At 35.9% G+C, this 18,613-nt stretch carries 18 protein-coding genes; 13 read left to right on the top strand and 5 right to left on the bottom strand.

Going from position 1 to position 18,613, the window contains the following annotated elements; all coding sequences use genetic code 11:
- Positions 1-66: 66 nt before the first annotated feature.
- The gene (locus tag P278_RS05070) at positions 67-1,611 is read left to right on the top strand and encodes a hypothetical protein (RefSeq protein WP_038263323.1); all 1,545 of its coding nucleotides are present in this window, start codon (positions 67-69) and stop codon (positions 1,609-1,611) included.
- A gap of 29 nt (positions 1,612-1,640) precedes the next feature.
- Positions 1,641-2,516, top strand: a complete 876-nt coding sequence (locus P278_RS05075; protein ID WP_038263326.1) for a DMT family transporter — start codon at positions 1,641-1,643, stop codon at positions 2,514-2,516.
- Here P278_RS05075 and P278_RS05080 read toward each other — a convergent pair whose 3' ends face one another.
- Together P278_RS05080 and panB are read right to left on the bottom strand one after the other, a co-directional pair.
- Positions 2,517-3,209, bottom strand: coding sequence for an RluA family pseudouridine synthase (locus tag P278_RS05080; protein WP_038263329.1), 693 nt, complete (start codon positions 3,207-3,209; stop codon positions 2,517-2,519).
- A gap of 22 nt (positions 3,210-3,231) precedes the next feature.
- A complete protein-coding gene (panB, locus tag P278_RS05085; RefSeq protein WP_038263332.1) occupies positions 3,232-4,050 on the bottom strand; it encodes a 3-methyl-2-oxobutanoate hydroxymethyltransferase in 819 nt (272 codons plus the stop codon).
- A gap of 106 nt (positions 4,051-4,156) precedes the next feature.
- Here panB and P278_RS05090 point away from each other — a divergent pair, with 106 nt between their 5' ends.
- Positions 4,157-4,612 carry a nuclear transport factor 2 family protein gene (locus P278_RS05090; RefSeq protein WP_038263335.1) on the top strand — a complete coding sequence of 152 codons (456 nt, stop codon included), beginning with the start codon at positions 4,157-4,159 and terminating at the stop codon, positions 4,610-4,612.
- Between the two features lie 17 nt (positions 4,613-4,629).
- On the opposite strand, the gene P278_RS05095 is transcribed toward P278_RS05090, so the two are convergent.
- A complete protein-coding gene (locus P278_RS05095; protein ID WP_038263338.1) occupies positions 4,630-6,054 on the bottom strand; it encodes an L-serine ammonia-lyase in 1,425 nt (474 codons plus the stop codon).
- A gap of 222 nt (positions 6,055-6,276) precedes the next feature.
- Between P278_RS05095 and dnaK the strand changes: the two genes are divergently transcribed.
- Entirely contained in the window at positions 6,277-8,187 is a 1,911-nt protein-coding gene (gene dnaK / locus P278_RS05100; protein WP_038263343.1) for a molecular chaperone DnaK, read from the top strand.
- A 63-nt stretch (positions 8,188-8,250) separates the two neighbouring features.
- Here dnaK and P278_RS05105 read toward each other — a convergent pair whose 3' ends face one another.
- Positions 8,251-8,760 (bottom strand): hypothetical protein, encoded by a 510-nt coding sequence (locus P278_RS05105; RefSeq protein WP_051413424.1) that lies wholly within the window; start codon positions 8,758-8,760, stop codon positions 8,251-8,253.
- A 201-nt stretch (positions 8,761-8,961) separates the two neighbouring features.
- Complete coding sequence (locus P278_RS05110; protein WP_082436095.1) at positions 8,962-9,675, bottom strand: Crp/Fnr family transcriptional regulator; 714 nt, start codon at positions 9,673-9,675, stop codon at positions 8,962-8,964.
- A 245-nt stretch (positions 9,676-9,920) separates the two neighbouring features.
- Here P278_RS05110 and P278_RS05115 point away from each other — a divergent pair, with 245 nt between their 5' ends.
- The 9 genes from P278_RS05115 to P278_RS05155 all read left to right on the top strand — a co-directional run bounded on the left by P278_RS05115 (position 9,921) and on the right by P278_RS05155 (position 18,611).
- On the top strand, positions 9,921-10,343 hold the full coding sequence (locus P278_RS05115; RefSeq protein WP_038263349.1) for a PaaI family thioesterase: 423 nt from the start codon (positions 9,921-9,923) through the stop codon (positions 10,341-10,343).
- Between the two features lie 2 nt (positions 10,344-10,345).
- Positions 10,346-11,401 (top strand): isochorismate synthase, encoded by a 1,056-nt coding sequence (locus tag P278_RS05120; RefSeq protein ID WP_038263352.1) that lies wholly within the window; start codon positions 10,346-10,348, stop codon positions 11,399-11,401.
- Positions 11,402-11,474: 73 nt separating this feature from the next.
- Positions 11,475-13,247 carry a 2-succinyl-5-enolpyruvyl-6-hydroxy-3-cyclohexene-1-carboxylate synthase gene (gene menD / locus P278_RS05125; RefSeq protein ID WP_038263355.1) on the top strand — a complete coding sequence of 591 codons (1,773 nt, stop codon included), beginning with the start codon at positions 11,475-11,477 and terminating at the stop codon, positions 13,245-13,247.
- A gap of 31 nt (positions 13,248-13,278) precedes the next feature.
- A complete protein-coding gene (locus tag P278_RS05130; protein WP_038263358.1) occupies positions 13,279-14,112 on the top strand; it encodes a CvfB family protein in 834 nt (277 codons plus the stop codon).
- 29 nt (positions 14,113-14,141) lie between these two features.
- Positions 14,142-14,981 (top strand): 1,4-dihydroxy-2-naphthoyl-CoA synthase, encoded by an 840-nt coding sequence (locus tag P278_RS05135; protein ID WP_038263361.1) that lies wholly within the window; start codon positions 14,142-14,144, stop codon positions 14,979-14,981.
- Between the two features lie 42 nt (positions 14,982-15,023).
- On the top strand, positions 15,024-15,926 hold the full coding sequence (gene menA / locus P278_RS05140; protein ID WP_038263363.1) for a 1,4-dihydroxy-2-naphthoate octaprenyltransferase: 903 nt from the start codon (positions 15,024-15,026) through the stop codon (positions 15,924-15,926).
- 43 nt (positions 15,927-15,969) lie between these two features.
- Positions 15,970-16,647, top strand: coding sequence for a metal-dependent hydrolase (locus P278_RS05145; protein ID WP_038263365.1), 678 nt, complete (start codon positions 15,970-15,972; stop codon positions 16,645-16,647).
- A gap of 19 nt (positions 16,648-16,666) precedes the next feature.
- Positions 16,667-17,701, top strand: coding sequence for an o-succinylbenzoate synthase (locus P278_RS05150; protein WP_038263367.1), 1,035 nt, complete (start codon positions 16,667-16,669; stop codon positions 17,699-17,701).
- 7 nt (positions 17,702-17,708) lie between these two features.
- On the top strand, positions 17,709-18,611 hold the full coding sequence (locus P278_RS05155; protein ID WP_038263370.1) for a CPBP family intramembrane glutamic endopeptidase: 903 nt from the start codon (positions 17,709-17,711) through the stop codon (positions 18,609-18,611).
- Positions 18,612-18,613: the final 2 nt, after the last annotated feature.

Genomic DNA, 18,613 nt, shown 5'->3' on the forward strand with positions numbered 1-18,613 from the left:
CGTTTAATATAATTTTAAGATATTTAAAATACTGAAAATCAGTTATTTACATTTTATTTTGTTACAATGACAAGCAGTCCAAAAGAACCATTATTTGTTTTAGTGAAGTCGCTCTCAAAATCTGAAAAGAGACAATTTAAACTCTATGTAAACAGGTTAGGGGTAAACGCTGATGCAAAATTTTTAGCCCTTTTTAATTTGTTGGATAAAATGAAGACTTATGATGAAGATGAAGTTTTAAAAAGTGGTATTGTTAAAAAACAGCAGCTCTCAAATTTAAAAGCCCATTTATATAAGCAAGTGTTAACCAGTCTTCGAATGAATCCGGTTAACCAAAACGTTCGAACTCAATTAAGAGAGCAATTGGATTTTGCTACTATTCTTTATCATAAAGGCCTGTATAGGCAAAGTTTGAAAATTTTGGATAAAGCTAAAAAGCTGGCCATTGATAATGAGGAGAAGGTTATAGCCTTTGAAATTGTCGAATTGGAAAAGGTGATTGAGACTCAATACATTACGCGAAGTATAAGTGGCAGGGCCGATGAGCTAGCGGTACAAGCCAAAGAGTTGATGCAGGACAATGTGATTACAAGTAAGTTGTCGAATCTCTCATTACAGCTTTATGGGATAATGTTAAAAATGGGTTATGTTAGAAGTGATGAAGAGTACAAATGGGTAACCGATTATTTTAATGCCAGAATGCCTGAGTTTAAAATTGAAGATTTGGGCTTTAGGGAGAAACAATGGTTGTATCAGGCGGAATTGTGGTATAGTTTTCTGACGCAAGACTTTTTGAATTGTTATAAATTTTCAAGTAAGCTAGTCGATTTGTTTTATGATCACAAGACGATGATCTATTTAAATCCCGTATTCTTTTTAAAAGGAAGTAACTATTTATTAGAGTCGCTTTATTACATAAAGTATAAATCTCAATTTCAGCAGAGTTTGTCCAGGTTGGAAGAGACCCTGGAAGATAGTCAGTTCCCGAAAAATGGAAATTTAGAGGTTCTGTCTTTTTTATACATCTATAGTAACAAGTTAAATCTTCATTTTCTTGAAGGTACTTTTGAAGAAGGTTTGCATTTAGAAAAGCCTATTTTAAAAGGTTTAAAAGGATTTAGTGATAAAATAGACGAACACCATGTAATGATCTTTTATTATAAGCTTGCTTGTCTTTATTTTGGAATAGGAGATAATAGAAAATGTATCTTTTATTTGAAAAAAATAATTGATAATAAGAGTTTAGTAATGCGCGAGGATCTTATGTGTTTTTCCAGAGTACTGAGTTTAGTGGCCCATTATGAAGCCGGACTTGATTATCATTTGGAAGTGCAGTTGAAAAGCACTTATAAGTTCCTTTTAAAAATGAATGATCTTCATGAGGTTCAAAAGGAAATGATCAAATTTTTAAGAAACCTCGGTAATATTTATCCTCATGAATTAAAAGGAGCATTCAAAAAATTACATTCCCGATTGAAGAAATATGAGAATGATCCTTACGAAAGGAGAGCTTTCTTATATCTCGATATAATTTCATGGTTAGAGAGTAAAATAGAAAATAAGCCGGTTGGTGAGATTATCAAAGAAAAATCTAAGCTTTTAATTCGATAAGCTTTTAAGCTTAAGAAATACTTATAGGGTTGGTAACAAAATCACATCATTTACGGCATATTCTGGAACTTAATTTCGCGGTACTATGCATTAGTACCTCGGGAACACTGGGCAAGTATATAAGTTTACCACCTGAACAAATCATTTTGTTCAGGTCAATTATGGCGGTAATTTTCATCTATATTTATTGTAGGTTAAGGAAATACGACTTTAAAATATCGGGGTTAGATTTCAAGATGGTTCTAATTTGTGGTGTTTTTTTTGGCATTCACTGGGTGACCTATTTCTATGCATTAAAGCTTTCTACGGTTGCTATAGGGATGCTCTCGATATATACCTATCCGGTGATTACTTCATTTTTGGAACCTGTAATATTAAAAACAGGATTTCAAAAATCGCATTTGGGTTTAGCGGTATTGGTTTTAACAGGTGTTTATTTTCTGGTGCCGGAGGTGAGTTTTAAAAACGATCATTTTATAGCCGTAGTGGTGGGGATAATTTCTGCTTTATTTTATGCCATAAGAAACATTCTTATGAAACCAAAAGTGGCACGTTATGACGGGTCTGTTTTAATGTTTTATCAATTATTGGTCATTGTTGTAATGTTAAGTCCGTTATTATTATTCTCTGATTTTCTTCAGGTGAAAACTCAATTGTTGCCAATTGCCTTTTTAGCACTTATTACCACCACAGTTGGCCACACGTTGTTATTGATGAGCTTTAAGCATTTTAGTGCTACTACGGCAAGTATTATGAGTAGTGTTCAGCCGATATACGGGATCCTTCTCGGGATGCTGTTTTTAAATGAAATACCAGAACTTCATACCATTATTGGAGGCCTATTGATCTTGAGTGCTGTATTTATCGAAAGTACCCGAACTATGCGGACTGCCAAAAATTCATAATTAATTACAGGCCTGCCACAAGGGATCGTTTGGAAGCGGAGCAATAATTGAAACCGGTTCTTTCTTTACCGGATGGACAAAACTTAGTTTTCTTGCATGTAAATGGATACTGGCATCTGGATTACTTCTGTTAAAACCATATTTAAGGTCTCCTTTAATTGGACAACCAATTGCTGAAAGTTGACTTCTTATTTGATGATGTCGACCAGTTTCTAAATCTATTTCTAATAAATAGTAATTCTCGAGCTCTTTGATGACTTTGTAATGCAGTACGGCCTTTTTACTGTCAGGCACCTCATTATGGTGAGCATAGGATTTATTTTGTTTGGAGTTTCTAACCATCCAATGAGTCAAGGTGTCCTGGGTGTGGGGAGGTTTATTTTTTACCAATGCCCAATATGTTTTATTAGCTTCTTTAGATGCAAAAAGTTTATTTAAGCGAGGTAAGGCCTTTGATGTTCTTGCAAATAAAACAATACCGGTAGTGGGGCGGTCTAATCGGTGTACCACTCCTAAATAAACATTTCCTGGTTTATTGTATTTTTCTTTTAAGTAATCTTTTACAATGTCACTGAGAGGTGTATCGCCCGTTTTATCACCTTGTACAATATCACCGGCTCTTTTGTTTATAACTACAATATGATTGTCTTCGAAGAGTACCTGAAGGTTCTTTTTGTTTGATATTTTTTTCAAGGTGATAAAGGTTGAGAATTACTTAGTATTGTTCATCATCATTAGGGAAGTCCTGATTTTTAACATCAGCAACATATTGTGATACGGCTCCGGTGATTTCATCATAGAGGTTCAAATAACGTCTTAAAAATCGAGGACTGAATTCATGGGTAATCCCTAACATGTCATGTATCACTAAAACTTGACCATCTACTCCATTACCCGCACCAATACCAATAATAGGTATGCTTACACTTTGAGCTACTTCTTTCGCCAGATTTGCAGGGATCTTTTCCAGAACAATAGCAAAACAACCAATTTTTTCCAAGTATTTGGCATCCTCTTTTAATTTTTCAGCTTCCTGATCTTCTTTGGCTCTGACTGTGTAAGTGCCAAATTTATAAATAGATTGGGGAGTTAAGCCCAAATGGCCCATAACCGGGATCCCTGCGTTTAAAATTCGCTTAATAGATTCTTTAATTTCTTTACCTCCTTCAAGTTTTACTGCATGTGCGCCACTTTCTTTCATGATACGGATTGCTGACCGCAAGGCTTCTTTTGGATCGCTTTGATAACTACCAAAAGGTAAATCGACCACAACCAGGGCTCTATCTATTGCTCGAATTACCGAACTGGCATGATATATCATTTGGTCGAGAGTGATGGGGAGCGTTGTTTCATGTCCTGCCATAACATTACTTGCTGAGTCTCCTACTAAAACTACATCGATACCTGCTGCATCGACCATTTTGGCCATACTGTAGTCATATGCAGTTAACATGGATATTTTTTCTCCATGTTTTTTCATATCGACAAGTGATTTTACGGTAACTCTTTTGTATTCTTTTTTAGCTACAGACATAATGATTGTTTTTAGAGACAGTAAAAATAATGAGTTTTGTTAAACTTTTCTTTAATCGTATCGTTAAATCCTTATTCCTGTTTAACTTTAAAAAAAATAAACTTCCATGTTACGTTTTATACTATTGGTTTTGTTGTTCTTAACTCAAATGGTTTTTGGGCAAGGTTCTACAGACGAAGCTGCAGTAAAGGAAACAATTGATGAGTTTTTTACTGGTTTTCACCAACAAGATTCGATTCAAATAAAAGCAACGGTGTTCAATCCGGTGATGCAAACTATAGGAAAGAGTAAAGAAGGTCTGACTTTGGTTAGAACAGAAACTTTTTCTAATTTCTTAAAATCAATTGTCTCTATTCCTGAAGACAAGGTGTATCAAGAGAAGTTATTGGGCTATGAGATTAAGATTGACGGAGACATGGCTCATGCCTGGACTCCGTACGAATTTTGGCTAAATGATGAATTTAGTCATTGCGGTGTCAATTCTTTTCAATTGGTTCGCAAGGATGACGACTGGAAAATTATATACATAGTTGACACCAGGAGGAGGGAAGGGTGTCAGTAAACAAATTTTTTAAAAAATTAGCAATCACTCAGGTTAACTCCCACAGCCAGGCCTCCTTCAGAGGTTTCTTTATATTTTGAATTCATATCCTTAGCGGTTTCCCACATGGTATTGACTACTTTGTCTAAAGGGACTTTTGCATTCTTAGGATCTGTATCCATGGCTAACTCGGCGGCATTAATTGCCTTAATGGCTCCCATAGCATTTCGCTCAATACATGGTACTTGTACCAGTCCTGCAATAGGGTCGCAAGTTAATCCCAAATGGTGTTCCATGGCAATCTCAGCAGCAATCAGAACTTGCTCAGGTGTTCCACCCATTAACTCCGTAAGTCCGGCAGCAGCCATGGCAGAGGATACTCCTATTTCGGCCTGACAACCTCCCATGGCAGCAGAAATAGTAGCGCCTTTTTTAAATATACTGCCAATTTCTCCTGCTACTAGCAAAAATTGTTTGATATCATCGAAGTTGGCATCGTGATTTTCGATAACCATATAATACATCAATACCGCAGGTATAACTCCTGCGCTCCCATTTGTTGGGGCGGTTACAACCCTACCCAAAGAAGCATTAACTTCATTAACAGCAATCGCGAAACAGCTAACCCATTTAATGATTTGACGGAATTTAACCTCTGTATCGCGAATGGCATAAATCCATTCTACGGGGTTGTTATATGGTTTTTCACTGATGAGTTTTTGATGTATATCGTAAGCTCTTCTTCTTACATTCAGACCGCCGGGTAGGGTGCCTTCCGTATGGCAACCAGTATACATGCATTCTAACATGGTATCCCACACCCGATTCAATTCTCTGTCAATTTCATCATCGCTTCTTAGCGACTGCTCATTTTCCAAAACTATTTCTGAAATAGTTTTGTTGTACTTTTCGCAGTGCGCCAGAAGTTCAGTAGCTTTTTGGATAGGATGAGGAAAGGTTTTAAAGGTAGCCAGGTTTTCTTTGGCATGAGTCCGTTCTTCCTTAACCACAAAGCCTCCACCTATTGAATAGTAGGTTTCACTATGTTGTGAACCTTCATGGGTGGTAGCTTCAAAAGTTAGTCCATTGGCATGAAAAGGTAAAAATTCTCTATGAAAAATAATTTGATTTTTCGGGTCAAATTCTATTATTCTTTTCCCTCCAAAATCGATGGTGTGCCCATCTTCGATTTCTTTTATGATAGCGTTAATGTTTTCAACCGGAACATATTCAGGATCGGCACCAGCCAATCCAAGCATAATAGCCAAGTCGGTGGCATGTCCTTTTCCGGTTAGGGACAGGGAGCCATAAACATGAACTTTTATTGCATTCACTTTTTCAAACAGACCTTCTTCCTGTAGTTCTGAAATCCACCTTTCGGCTGCTCTCCAGGGTCCTAAAGTATGCGAGCTGGAAGGGCCAACTCCAATTTTAAGCATATCAAAAACGCTAATACACTCCATTCACGAAATCGTTTTAGAATTTGGCAAATATACATTTTGTTGTAAAAGTAACTAAAGAGAATATTAAATAGTTTACAATCATTTTTTCTTTCAATGAAGATATTTCAGGAAGAAAAAAACATTTATGACAGCTTGTCATATTTTGCGTAATGGCATAGTCATTGACATATACAGAGCGAAACATTAAAAGAATTTTCAACACAATTTAGAAAATATAAGAACATGAGTAAAATTATTGGAATTGACTTAGGAACAACCAACTCTTGTGTTTCGGTGATGGAAGGTAACGAACCTGTAGTTATACCAAACGCAGAGGGTAAGCGAACTACACCATCTGTGATTGCTTTTGTTGAAGGAGGCGAAATAAAAGTTGGTGATCCTGCAAAGCGTCAAGCTGTAACAAACCCGCATAAGACTATTTATTCGATCAAGCGTTTTATGGGGAATAAGTTTGATGAATCAAAGAAAGAAGTAGCGCGTGTACCGTATAAGGTAGTTAATGGTGATAATACGCCAAGAGTAGACATTGATGGTCGTTTATATACACCACAGGAGTTATCGGCTATGATTCTTCAAAAAATGAAGAAGACTGCAGAAGACTATCTTGGTCAGGATGTAAGTGAAGCTGTTATTACAGTTCCTGCATATTTTAATGACTCACAGCGTCAGGCGACAAAAGAAGCAGGTGAAATTGCAGGATTAAAAGTACGCCGTATTATTAACGAGCCGACTGCAGCTGCTTTAGCCTATGGTTTAGATAAGAAATCAACGGATCAAAAGATTGTAGTTTTTGACTTTGGTGGAGGTACGCATGACGTTTCTATCCTCGAATTGGGAGATGGTGTATTTGAAGTACTTTCTACTGACGGAGATACCCACTTAGGTGGAGATGATGTAGATGAAACTATTATCAATTGGTTGGCAGAAGAGTTTAAAGCAGAAGAAGATATAGATTTAAGAAAAGATCCGATGGCGCTTCAACGTTTGAAAGAAGCTGCGGAAAAAGCTAAAATTGAGCTTTCTTCTTCATCTCAAACTGAAATTAACCTGCCATATGTAACTGCTACGGCTTCGGGACCAAAACACCTGGTAAAGACATTAACACGATCTAAATTCGAACAATTAATCGATGAAATCGTAAAAAGAACTATTAAGCCTTGTGAATCTGCTCTGAAAAGTGCAGGTATCTCGACTAATGATATTGATGAAGTTATTTTGGTTGGTGGATCTACTCGTATTCCAGCAGTTCAAAAGGCAGTTGAAGACTTCTTCGGTAAAAAGCCTTCTAAAGGAGTTAACCCAGACGAGGTAGTTGCTGTAGGTGCTGCTATTCAGGGAGGGGTATTAACTGGAGATGTTAAAGACGTATTGTTGTTGGATGTTACTCCGCTTTCATTAGGTATTGAGACTATGGGAGGGGTAATGACTAAACTTATTGAAGCAAATACGACGATACCTTCAAAAAAATCTCAGGTATTCTCAACTGCAGCGGACAATCAGCCTTCGGTAGAAATACATGTGATACAGGGTGAACGTCCAATGGCACAAGATAATAAGACTATCGGGCGATTCCACCTGGATGGTATTCCACCAGCACCAAGAGGTGTTCCTCAAATTGAAGTAACATTTGATATTGATGCTAACGGTATCATTCACGTGACGGCTCAGGATAAGGCTACCGGTAAGAAACAGGATATTAGAATCGAGGCTTCATCTGGATTAACAGAAGAGGAAATCGAAAAAATGAAGCAAGAAGCTGAAGCTAACGCAGAAGCTGATAAGGCTGCTAAGGAAAAAGTAGATAAGCTGAATGAGGCAGATGCAATGATTTTCCAAACGGATAAGCAATTAAAAGACTTCGGAGATAAGCTTTCTGATGATAAGAAGAAGCCAATTGAAGATGCTTTAGAAGAATTGAAAAAAGCTTATGAGTCTAAGGATGTTGAAACCATCCAGCCAGCTTTGGATAAAATAAATGAAGCCTGGAAAAATGCTTCTGAAGAGTTGTATAAAGCTCAGGCAGAATCGCAACAGGCTGAAGGTGGTGCTCAACAAGACCCATCAGCAGGAGCAGCGTCTGGATCTAAAGAATCAGATGATGTTCAGGATGTAGATTTTGAGGAAGTAAAATAAATTTCTTCCATCTTATAAAAAAAAGCGACCTCTGAGGTCGCTTTTTTTATGTTTTTAGATTGATTAAATGATATTCCCGTAGGTGTCGACTACTAAATTTTTCTTTTGATTATCCTTACGTAGTTGAATTCTATATTGTTTTTTGGTGTCCTTGTCTACATAATATGAAACCAAGTAAATATCTTTATGTAACGTCCATCCCGGATATTTCTGATATACAGAATTTCTTATAGCCGGAGGTAATAGTACATTTTTGAATTTCTCATAAGATCTTACAATTTTACCCTCTTCATCAAAAGTGGCAATGATCATACTATTAGTATGCTCGAAAAACACTTTATACGAATCGTATTCATCATCAAATAGGTCAGATTCTGTAATGTCATAACTGGCAACTTTGTGCTGCATGTCTTTAACATTCTCCGGAGAGTTGTTATCTAAAACATCTTTTAAGTATGTAGTGTTTATTGGTGTTGCCGATACGGTAACACTTTCCAGTTCAACTTGTCCTACCTGAGAATATCCTACGTTTATAAAGGCCATAGCTAGTATAGCCATCAACATCTTTTTCATAATGATATGTTTTAATGGTTAAAAATAATGTTAAGCTAGAGGAGGGAATAGCACTTTATTAATACTGCTGATCATTAGTATTTTGCTACTTAAATTTACGAATTTAATGGTTCAAGTTTTGCTACTTAGGTATCAGATCTGGCTATTTTGTGAAAAGTTTTAGAAAATAGGATGATTATCATAATAAAAACTAAAACAAGTCTATTTGTTAGATTCTGTAATTTTGATGAGAGCATCAATGTTATTGATAGTGATGTGTTTTCTTGTGATGTCAATGATACCTTCTTCCCTTAAATGTTGAAGTTGTCTGTTAACGACAGCTCTTGTAGTTCCAATCATTCCGGCAAGTTCATCATGAGATAAATCACTGATTCCATCAATGGTATTGGACTTTTTATTTGAATGGTTCAGTAATAGTTTCGCTAATCTGGTAGAAGTGTCTTCCAGGCTAACATCGATGACATAGTTTTCTAAGGTTCTGATTTGTTTTGTCAGGTATGTTAATAAATTTTGAGTGAAGCCCGGATTCTTATCTATCCAATTTTGCATATTTACTATAGGTATACACAAGACTTTTAATTCGTCTAAAGTTTCATAGTAAACATGATGCTCTTGATTATCTAATAGTGAAACAACATCAAACATATCTCCTTTTCTTAACATGAATAATGTTAAATGCCTGTTGTTGGATCCGTTTGTCTTATATATTTTAAGCCTACCGGATATGATAATATGAAATTTATATAGTGCTCTTTTACAATCAATAATACAGGTCTTTTTGGGCCATTCTTCTGCCGTGCCAAGCTGTAAAAGGTTGTTCAGTTCACTATCGCTTACTGTGTTTAGGAGTGGGTTCTCTCTTAGAGAACCTAGATATTTCTGATATGTTTTAAAACCACTTTCCATATACCACATAAAAATTACTTATAACATGAAAGGTTATGTAAGAATTTGGGTATTGTTTGAGGGCTCTGTTACGTCTTAATACAAATAGACCTATGTTATTTGGAAAGTATTACTTAAATATACGAAAAAATAAGGCTTGTAATGGCAAAATGTATATTAGGTTGCGTTAGGTCTTTAAAATAAGTCGTTGGATATGACAAAAAATTTAACAATGATGCGGATATTTGTAGTGATTAAATAATATCAATGATCTAATGGATTTTAATAAAGAAGAAATACTAGCTAAATGTAATGCGATATGTGAAAACACGCTAATGGAAACATTGGAGATAGTGTATACGGATGTTGGTGATGATTTTCTGGAGGCCAAGATGCCAGTTAATCATAGAGTGCATCAGCCTGATGGAGTACTGCATGGAGGTGCCATGGTAGCATTAGCAGAAAGTGTGGGTAGTGCGGCTTCGATGGTGTTTCTGAACTCTAAAGATTTTTTTATCAGAGGTATTGAAATTTCAGCTAATCATGTGAAAAGTGTTAAAGAGGGTGATGTTTATGCAAGAGCAACTGTTCTTCATAAGGGTAGGACCACTCAACTTTGGAACATCCAGATTAGAGACGGCAATGAAAATTTAATTTCTGTTGTAAAATTAACAACGATCGCATTACCTAAAAAGTAAGGATGATTAGCAATCAAGATCTCTTTAATAAAATACAGCTTCAATTTGATAGACAGCTTCCATTTGTTGTTTTCAGGGAACCTTTAGGGAAAAGGCTGACCTTAGTTTTGCAGCATACGGATGCCCTTGAGCATTTAAATTCTTTTGAAAAAGAGGGGTTTGTTTTTGCTCCTTTTGATCATTCAAAAAAAGGTGTACTGTTACATCCGGATACTATTTACGTATCAGAATATCATGGATTGAGTGATTCGATGTTTTCCGGATACCAGAAGGCTGTAGAGGATTCGGGAAAAGAGAATCATGTTAATTTGGTGTCCAGGGGGATTGAAAAAATTAAGGAAGGTTTATTTAGTAAAGTAGTGCTTTCAAGATTTCAGGAGGTACCATCCAATGATTTAAAGCCACTTGAGGTTTATAACCGGCTACTCAATAGATATAGAAATGCTTTTGCCTACTTTTGGTATCATCCAAAGGTAGGGATGTGGATGGGAGCAACTCCTGAAACTTTAATTGATATCAAGGGTCAGCATTTTAAAACCATGGCCTTAGCAGGTACTCAAAAGTATAATGATTCTGAGGAGGTATGCTGGGGACAAAAGGAATTGGATGAGCAAAAAATTGTAACGGATTTCATTCTGGAAAGTCTAGCTGGTATATCTGACGACCTTGAGGTGTCTGAGGTGACAACTATCAGGGCTGGAAATTTATTGCATTTGAAAACAGACATTAGAGGAGAATTGAATAAGAGTTTTGATGTAAAAGATTTGATAGAAACATTACATCCGACACCTGCCGTTTGTGGTTATCCTAAAGATCAATCCAATCGCTTTATTTTACAACATGAAAATTACGATCGGAAGTTTTATACCGGGTACTTGGGCTATTTCAATGGGCAAGAAGAACGTTCTTCATTTTATGTAAATCTCCGATGTATGCAGCTTTTTGAGGATAAAGCAGTTATATATGTAGGGGGAGGGATTACTCAGGATTCTGACCCTGTTTCAGAATGGGAAGAAACAGTTAATAAAAGCCAAACCATGTTGAATGCACTTGGATAAATAAGTTTTCATTTCCTTCGGTTATCCTATCATTATTGAGTATTTTTACGCGGCAAATGAGACTTCATAGTACATGAAATATTCTAATATTCCAGCTGCTCAACTTATCGTGCAGCTTTGTAAGCAAAAGAACATTCAACATATAGTAATATCTCCAGGTAGTAGGAATGCTCCATTAACAATTGGTTTTTCGGAAGATCCTTTTTTTAACACCTATAGTATTGTCGATGAGCGGTGTGCTGCCTTTTTTGCGATGGGTATTGCACAACAAATAGGAAGACCGACTGCTGTTATTTGTACTTCAGGGTCTGCTTTGTTAAACTATTATCCTGCCGTGGCAGAAGCTTTTTATAGTGATATTCCATTAATGGTAATATCGGCAGACCGTCCGGCATATTCTATAGATATAGGAGATGGACAGACGATTCGCCAGAAAAATGTTTTTGAAAACCACATTTTGTATAATGCTAATTTAAAGCAAGATATTCGTAAAGAGGGGACTGTGGTTTTTGGGGATGGAAAACTTCAACCCGAAATTATGAATGCGTTAAGTTCCGGGAATCTTCAGAATGGAATTCAACATTACAATAGTTTTGAAGTAAATAAAGCTATTAATATTGCTATTGGTAAAAAGGGGCCGGTTCACATAAATGTGCCATTTGAAGAGCCTTTATATCAGATGATAGAGCGTCCAACGGTTGCCATAAATCCGGATCATTTAAAAGATGAAAATTTCGATAGCGATAATGAGGAGCTTTCGGCTTATGTTGATATTTGGAATGCCTCTGAAAGAAAAATGATATTAGTTGGGGTGAACCCACCAAACGCTATAGAACAAAGGTTATTAAATATCCTTGGAAAAGATGATTCCGTTATAGTCTTTACTGAAACAACGTCAAATCTAAGTCATGAAAAATTTTTTCCGGGAATAGATAAGATCATAGCCCCTATAGAAAAAGATGTGAATAGCGAACAATTATTTGCTGAATTAAGACCTGATGTTCTGTTAACCTTTGGTGGAATGGTGGTGTCCAAGAAGATTAAAGCATTTTTACGTAAATATCAGCCAAATCACCATTGGCATGTTGATACCAAAAAGGCCTATGATACCTTCAAGTGTTTGGGTAAACATTTTGAAACCACTCCTAATGAATTTTTGGAATCATTTTTACCTCAAACCAAATCGGTTGAAAGCGAATATCATCCTCATTGGTTCAAGGTACAAAACTATAGAAGAAAAAAGCATAAAGAATATTTAAGTGAAATTCCTTTTACGGATTTCAAAGCTTTTGATCAATTGCTAACTGCAATCCCCGACAATTATCAATTGCAATTAAGTAATAGTTCTACCATTCGTTATGCACAGTTATTTGAAATAAATGAAAGGACTACTGTGTTTTGTAACAGAGGTACCAGTGGAATTGACGGAAGTACTTCAACGGCTATTGGTGCTGCGACTGTTTCAGATGAACCCACCCTTTTAATTTCTGGTGATCTGAGTTTCTTTTATGATAGTAACGCATTATGGAATAATTATATCAAAAACACTTTTCGTATTATTGTAATTAATAATTCTGGAGGAGGTATTTTTAGAATTCTTCCAGGGCATAAGAATACGGATAATTTTGATACTTATTTTGAAACCAAGCATAATTTGCAGGCAGATCATCTTTGTGAAATGTATGGTTTTGAGTATTTAAAAGCTGAAAATGCATCGGAAGTTGAAGAAGGCTTGAGTACCTTTTTCAATTCAAGCGATAAACCTAAATTGTTAGAAATATTTACACCAAGGCAGCTCAATGATGAAGTTTTGTTGAAGTATTTCGAGTTTTTAAACCAAAAGTAGGTGTTGACCTGCTTGTATAAGACAATATATTATGATTAAAATTGGAGAATATAATACGCTCGAAATATTACGACTTACTTCTGTAGGGTTATTTTTGGGAGATGAAGAGGAGAATGATATCCTATTGCCTAATAAATATGTTCCGGAAAATTATGAGATCGGTGATAAGCTGAAGGTTTTCTGTTACCTGGACCATGATGAACGTCCGGTAGCGACCACCTTAAAACCTAAAATAATCTTGAATAATTTTGCTTTACTTCAAGCCGTGGAGGTGAATGAAATAGGTGCATTTATGGATTGGGGTCTTGAAAAACATTTGTTTGTGCCTTACCGTGAGCAAGCCCGTAAAATGGAGAAAGGGAAATGGTATTTGGTGTATTTATACATGGATGAGGAGACAGATAGACTGGTTGCTTCGAGTAAGACGAATAATTTTATTTCGAATGAAGAATTATCCGTTGAAAAGTTTGAAGAAGTAGATTTGATAGTTTCAAGACATACAGAAATGGGTGTGGAGGTTATCATCAATCAAAGGCACAAAGGTCTGGTTTATGAAAATGAAATCTATAGTGATTTGCATTTGGGAGACCGTTTGAAGGGGGTTGTGAAAAAAATAAGAGATGATCACAAAATTGATATTTCTTTACAACAGATTGGTTATAAGAATATAGAACCTACTGCGCAAAAAATACTAAAGGAACTAGAGGATAATAACGGTTTTCTTGGTTTACATGATAAAAGCGATGCTGATTTAATAAAAGAGATGTTGGGAATGAGTAAAAAGAGTTTTAAGAAGGCCATTGGATCCTTATACAAGCAAAAACTCATTCAAATTAAAGAAGACGGTATTTATTTAAACAAATAAAGGAAAGGATTTAATAAAAATAATAGCATATGAGTTCACCAAATTGGAGAATAATAGAGGGTTATGAAGATATAACTTATAAGAAATGTGATGGTGTAGCCCGGATAGCATTTAACAGGCCTAATGTAAGAAATGCATTTAGACCAAAAACAACGGCTGAGTTGTATAAGGCATTTTACGATGCCAATGAAGATACCAGTATCGGTGTTGTTTTATTATCTGCTGAAGGACCATCAACCAAGGATGGTGTTTGGTCATTTTGTAGTGGAGGGGATCAAAAAGCCAGGGGTAAACAAGGTTATGTAGGCGATGATGGATATCATCGTTTAAACATACTTGAAGTTCAGCGTTTGATTCGTTTTATGCCAAAGGCGGTTATTGCCGTAGTTCCCGGATGGGCCGTAGGAGGTGGACATAGCTTGCACGTAGTTTGCGATTTGACTCTTGCCAGTAAGGAGCATGCTATTTTTAAACAGACTGATGCGGATGTAACTAGTTTTGATGGTGGTTATGGATCGGCATATTTGGCAAAGATGGTAGGGCAGAAAAAAGCAAGAGAGATTTTCTTTTTAGGAAGAAACTATTCAGCTCAAGAGGCCTACGAAATGGGAATGGTAAATGCTGTTATACCTCATGATGAGTTGGAGTCAACAGCTTATGAATGGGCACAGGAAATTTTAGCAAAATCTCCAATTTCTATCAAAATGTTGAAGTTTGCCATGAACCTTACTGATGACGGTATGGTAGGGCAGCAAGTGTTTGCAGGAGAAGCTACGCGTTTAGCATATATGACAGATGAAGCAAAAGAAGGGCGTAATGCATTCTTAGAAAAGCGTAAACCAAACTTTGATAAAAAGTGGATTCCTTAATAAAAGGAACTTACGGAGATTATAATAATTAATAAACTTTTTATGTCGGGTAAAACAAAGGCTTTTATAGCTGCTGCACGTTTGCGAACACTTCCTTTGTCTTTGTCAGGAATCATCGTTGGAACCGGATTAGCTGCGGCTGATGGATATTTTAGTTGGCAAATTTTTGTTTTGGCTTTACTGACCACGGTTGGATTTCAGGTGCTGTCAAATTTTGCAAATGATTATGGAGATGGTGTAAAGGGAACTGATGCAAACCGAGTAGGAGAAAAGCGGTTGGTAGCTAGTGGATTAATTACTCCAAAGCAGATGAAGAGCGCTGTCATTCTAACTACTGTTATTACTTTAGTGATTGCACTAATGTTAATTTATGCGGCATTTGGAAGTGAACATTTCTTCTTGTCTTTTATTTTCTTTATTCTGGGAATTGCTTGTATTGTAGCTGCAATTAAATATACTGTTGGTAAATCTGCTTATGGATATTCAGGTTTTGGAGATATTTTTGTTTTTATTTTTTTTGGTTTGGTTAGTGTGGCAGGCTCTTATTTTCTTTATGCTAAAGCCCTGGATTTGACGATTTTTTTACCTGCACTGACCATCGGTCTTTTGAGTGTTGGAGTTCTAAATCTCAATAATATGAGAGATCGTGAGACTGATATTCAAACGGGTAAAAACACGATGGTAGTAAAAATAGGGGCAGAATTTGCAAAGTATTATCATTACTACCTTTTAATATCAGCCATGTTCTTTAGTTTAATTTTTGTTGTTCTAACTTATAAAGGCCCTTTGAATTTACTTTTTATAATTGCTTTTTTCCCACTTGTGAAGCATTTGGTTACGGTTTATAAAAATGATGAACCGCAAGAGTTAGATCCTGAGCTAAAAAAATTGGCACTCGGTACTTTTTTATTTTCTGTGTTATTTACGTTAGGACAAATTTTGTAAATTCAAGAAAAATAAAACCTTAATTTAAAAACAATCTTTGTAGATGAAAATTACATTTTACGGTCATGCTTGTTTGGGGATTACAATTGGAGATATTAATGTCCTGGTGGATCCGTTTATAACTGGAAATGAAAAAGCCTCACATATTGATATAGACAAAATATCAGCGGATTATATTTTATTAACACATGCACATCAAGATCACATACTTGATGTAGAAGCTATCGCCAAAAGGACTAATGCGGTGATCGTTTCAAATTTTGAAATAGCTGCGTATTATGGTAAAAAAGGTTTTGATCATCACCCTATGAACCATGGTGGTACATGGGATTTTGAGTTTGGAAAGGTAAAATATGTTCCGGCTATTCATACTTCTTCTTTTCCAGACGGTAGTTATGGTGGTCAACCCGGAGGATTTGTGATTGAAGGAGAACATAAAAATATATATATCGCAGGTGATACTTCATTAACTATGGATATGAAGTTAATACCAATGTTCACCAAATTAGACTTAGCTATTTTGCCTATAGGAGGTAACTTTACAATGGGTGTTGATGAGGCGATCAAGGCTTCTGATTTCGTTGAATGTGATAAGATAATGGGATATCATTATGACACATTTGGGTATATTGAAATAGATCATGAAGAGGCGAAGCGTAAATTCTTTGATAGTGATAAAGATTTGATGTTGCTTGAAATTGGAGAAAGCCTCGAACTTTAAATAATTGAAGAAATTATTCATGAAAGCAACCTACCACAAGTATATTCTTGATTTTAAAAAACCAAGCGGGACCTCAAGAGGTGTTCTTACCCAGAAAGAAACCTGGTTTATTATTTTAGAAGAAGATGGTAAAAGAGGAATTGGCGAGTGTGGTATCCTCAGATCTTTGAGTATCGAGGATAAACCCAATTATGAGGACCGACTCAAGTGGGTTTGTGATCATATTCATCTTGGTAAAAAGACATTAATTCACAAGCTAAAACACTATCCATCAATTCAATTTGGCTTAGAGCAGGCTTTTTTATCTCTTGAAAGTCAAAATGAATTTTTGTTATATCCTTCAGACTTTACAAGTGGTAAGGATTCTATCGAAATAAACGGATTAATTTGGATGGGGGAGGCTTCTTTTATGAAGCGACAGATAAAAGAAAAGCTCCATCAGGGTTTTCAATGCATAAAGATGAAGATAGGAGCCATTGATTTTGAAACAGAAATTAATCTTTTAAGAGCCATTCGTAAAGAGTTTTCATCTAATGAAATAGAGTTAAGAGTTGATGCTAATGGCGCTTTTTTACCTGATGAAGCTCTCGAAAAATTAAAGTGCCTTTCAGAATTTGAACTTCACTCCATAGAGCAGCCCATAAAGCAAGGCCAATTTCAGGATATGGCTAGACTTTGTGAATTGTCGCCATTACCAATTGCCCTTGATGAAGAATTAATAGGAGTCTTTGATGTAACAGAGAAGGAGGAGTTATTACAAGTTATAAAACCGCATTATATTATTTTGAAGCCAAGTTTAGTGGGAGGATATGGGGGTAGTGCTGACTGGATTGATCTGGCGGATAAAATGGATATAGGTTGGTGGATAACGAGTGCGTTAGAAAGTAATATCGGTCTTAATGCCATTGCTCAATGGACCTATACTTTGAATAGTAAAATGCCTCAGGGACTTGGAACAGGTGGATTGTACACCAATAACATCGATGCCCCGTTGGAGGTTAAGAATGGCGCTTTGCATTATAACAGGAAGGTAGATTGGAATTTTAATTTATAATAAGAACATGTATATAGAACAAGGTTATAAAGGGAACATAGGTTTATGGAAATATTGGGTACTTCCAGTATGCTTTATCGGGTTTATTATTTTTAACTACATCAGTACAGTTAATTCGCCGGTGAGTGTAGAGGCTATGCTTCAGAGTATGATCGACAAACTCGGATCAAACATTGTTCTTATTATATTGTTGGCGCCATTGGCGGTTGGACTATTTGTTGTTTGGGGTTGGGTAAAGCTGGTACACGAACAATCGATCACTTCGCTTACCACTTCAAGAAGGAAGGTTGATTGGAAACGAATTTTCTTTGCTTTTATTCTTTGGGGAAGTATATCTTCCGGAATGATAGGTGTTGATTATTTTTTAAATCCTGAAAATTATCAGTTAAATTTTAATTTGGTTCCGTTTTTAATATTGAGTCTTATCAGTATTGTTTTAATTCCCCTTCAAACGAGTTTTGAAGAATATATGTTTAGAGGATACATGATGCAGGGTATAGGACTTATGGTTAAAAATCGATGGGTTCCCTTATTTATAACCTCTATTTTGTTTGGTTTAATGCATTTGGGGAATCCGGAGGTGGAAAAGCTTGGCTTTGGTATCATGGTATATTATATAGGTACCGGCTTCTTTTTGGGAATAATTACTTTAATGGATGAAGGATTAGAGCTTGCCTTAGGGTTTCATGCTGCTAATAATTTATTTACAGCCTTGTTGGTTACTGCTGATTGGACTGCTTTTCAAACAAATTCGGTTTTAAAGGATGTTTCTGAACCTGTATTGGGTTTTGATGTATTATTTCCGGTTTTTATAATCTTCCCGATATTGATCTTTATTTTTTCTAAAAAGTATCATTGGAGTGATTGGAGGGCTAAGCTTTTTGGGGAAATTACAGTTGTTGAACCCTAAAT

Source organism: Zhouia amylolytica AD3, from assembly GCF_000511935.2.
GTDB lineage: Bacteria > Bacteroidota > Bacteroidia > Flavobacteriales > Flavobacteriaceae > Zhouia > Zhouia amylolytica.

Coding starts and splice junctions, on each gene's coding strand:
- P278_RS05115 (WP_038263349.1), top strand. CDS start 9,921: ATGGATTTTAATAAAGAAGAAATACTAGCTAAATGTAATGCGATATGT.
- P278_RS05145 (WP_038263365.1), top strand. CDS start 15,970: ATGAAAATTACATTTTACGGTCATGCTTGTTTGGGGATTACAATTGGA.
- menD (WP_038263355.1), top strand. CDS start 11,475: ATGAAATATTCTAATATTCCAGCTGCTCAACTTATCGTGCAGCTTTGT.
- P278_RS05110 (WP_082436095.1), bottom strand. CDS start 9,675: ATGTGGTATATGGAAAGTGGTTTTAAAACATATCAGAAATATCTAGGT.
- P278_RS05130 (WP_038263358.1), top strand. CDS start 13,279: ATGATTAAAATTGGAGAATATAATACGCTCGAAATATTACGACTTACT.
- P278_RS05090 (WP_038263335.1), top strand. CDS start 4,157: ATGTTACGTTTTATACTATTGGTTTTGTTGTTCTTAACTCAAATGGTT.
- P278_RS05155 (WP_038263370.1), top strand. CDS start 17,709: ATGTATATAGAACAAGGTTATAAAGGGAACATAGGTTTATGGAAATAT.
- P278_RS05120 (WP_038263352.1), top strand. CDS start 10,346: ATGATTAGCAATCAAGATCTCTTTAATAAAATACAGCTTCAATTTGAT.
- menA (WP_038263363.1), top strand. CDS start 15,024: ATGTCGGGTAAAACAAAGGCTTTTATAGCTGCTGCACGTTTGCGAACA.
- P278_RS05105 (WP_051413424.1), bottom strand. CDS start 8,760: ATGAAAAAGATGTTGATGGCTATACTAGCTATGGCCTTTATAAACGTA.
- P278_RS05070 (WP_038263323.1), top strand. CDS start 67: ATGACAAGCAGTCCAAAAGAACCATTATTTGTTTTAGTGAAGTCGCTC.
- panB (WP_038263332.1), bottom strand. CDS start 4,050: ATGTCTGTAGCTAAAAAAGAATACAAAAGAGTTACCGTAAAATCACTT.
- dnaK (WP_038263343.1), top strand. CDS start 6,277: ATGAGTAAAATTATTGGAATTGACTTAGGAACAACCAACTCTTGTGTT.
- P278_RS05095 (WP_038263338.1), bottom strand. CDS start 6,054: ATGGAGTGTATTAGCGTTTTTGATATGCTTAAAATTGGAGTTGGCCCT.
- P278_RS05135 (WP_038263361.1), top strand. CDS start 14,142: ATGAGTTCACCAAATTGGAGAATAATAGAGGGTTATGAAGATATAACT.
- P278_RS05150 (WP_038263367.1), top strand. CDS start 16,667: ATGAAAGCAACCTACCACAAGTATATTCTTGATTTTAAAAAACCAAGC.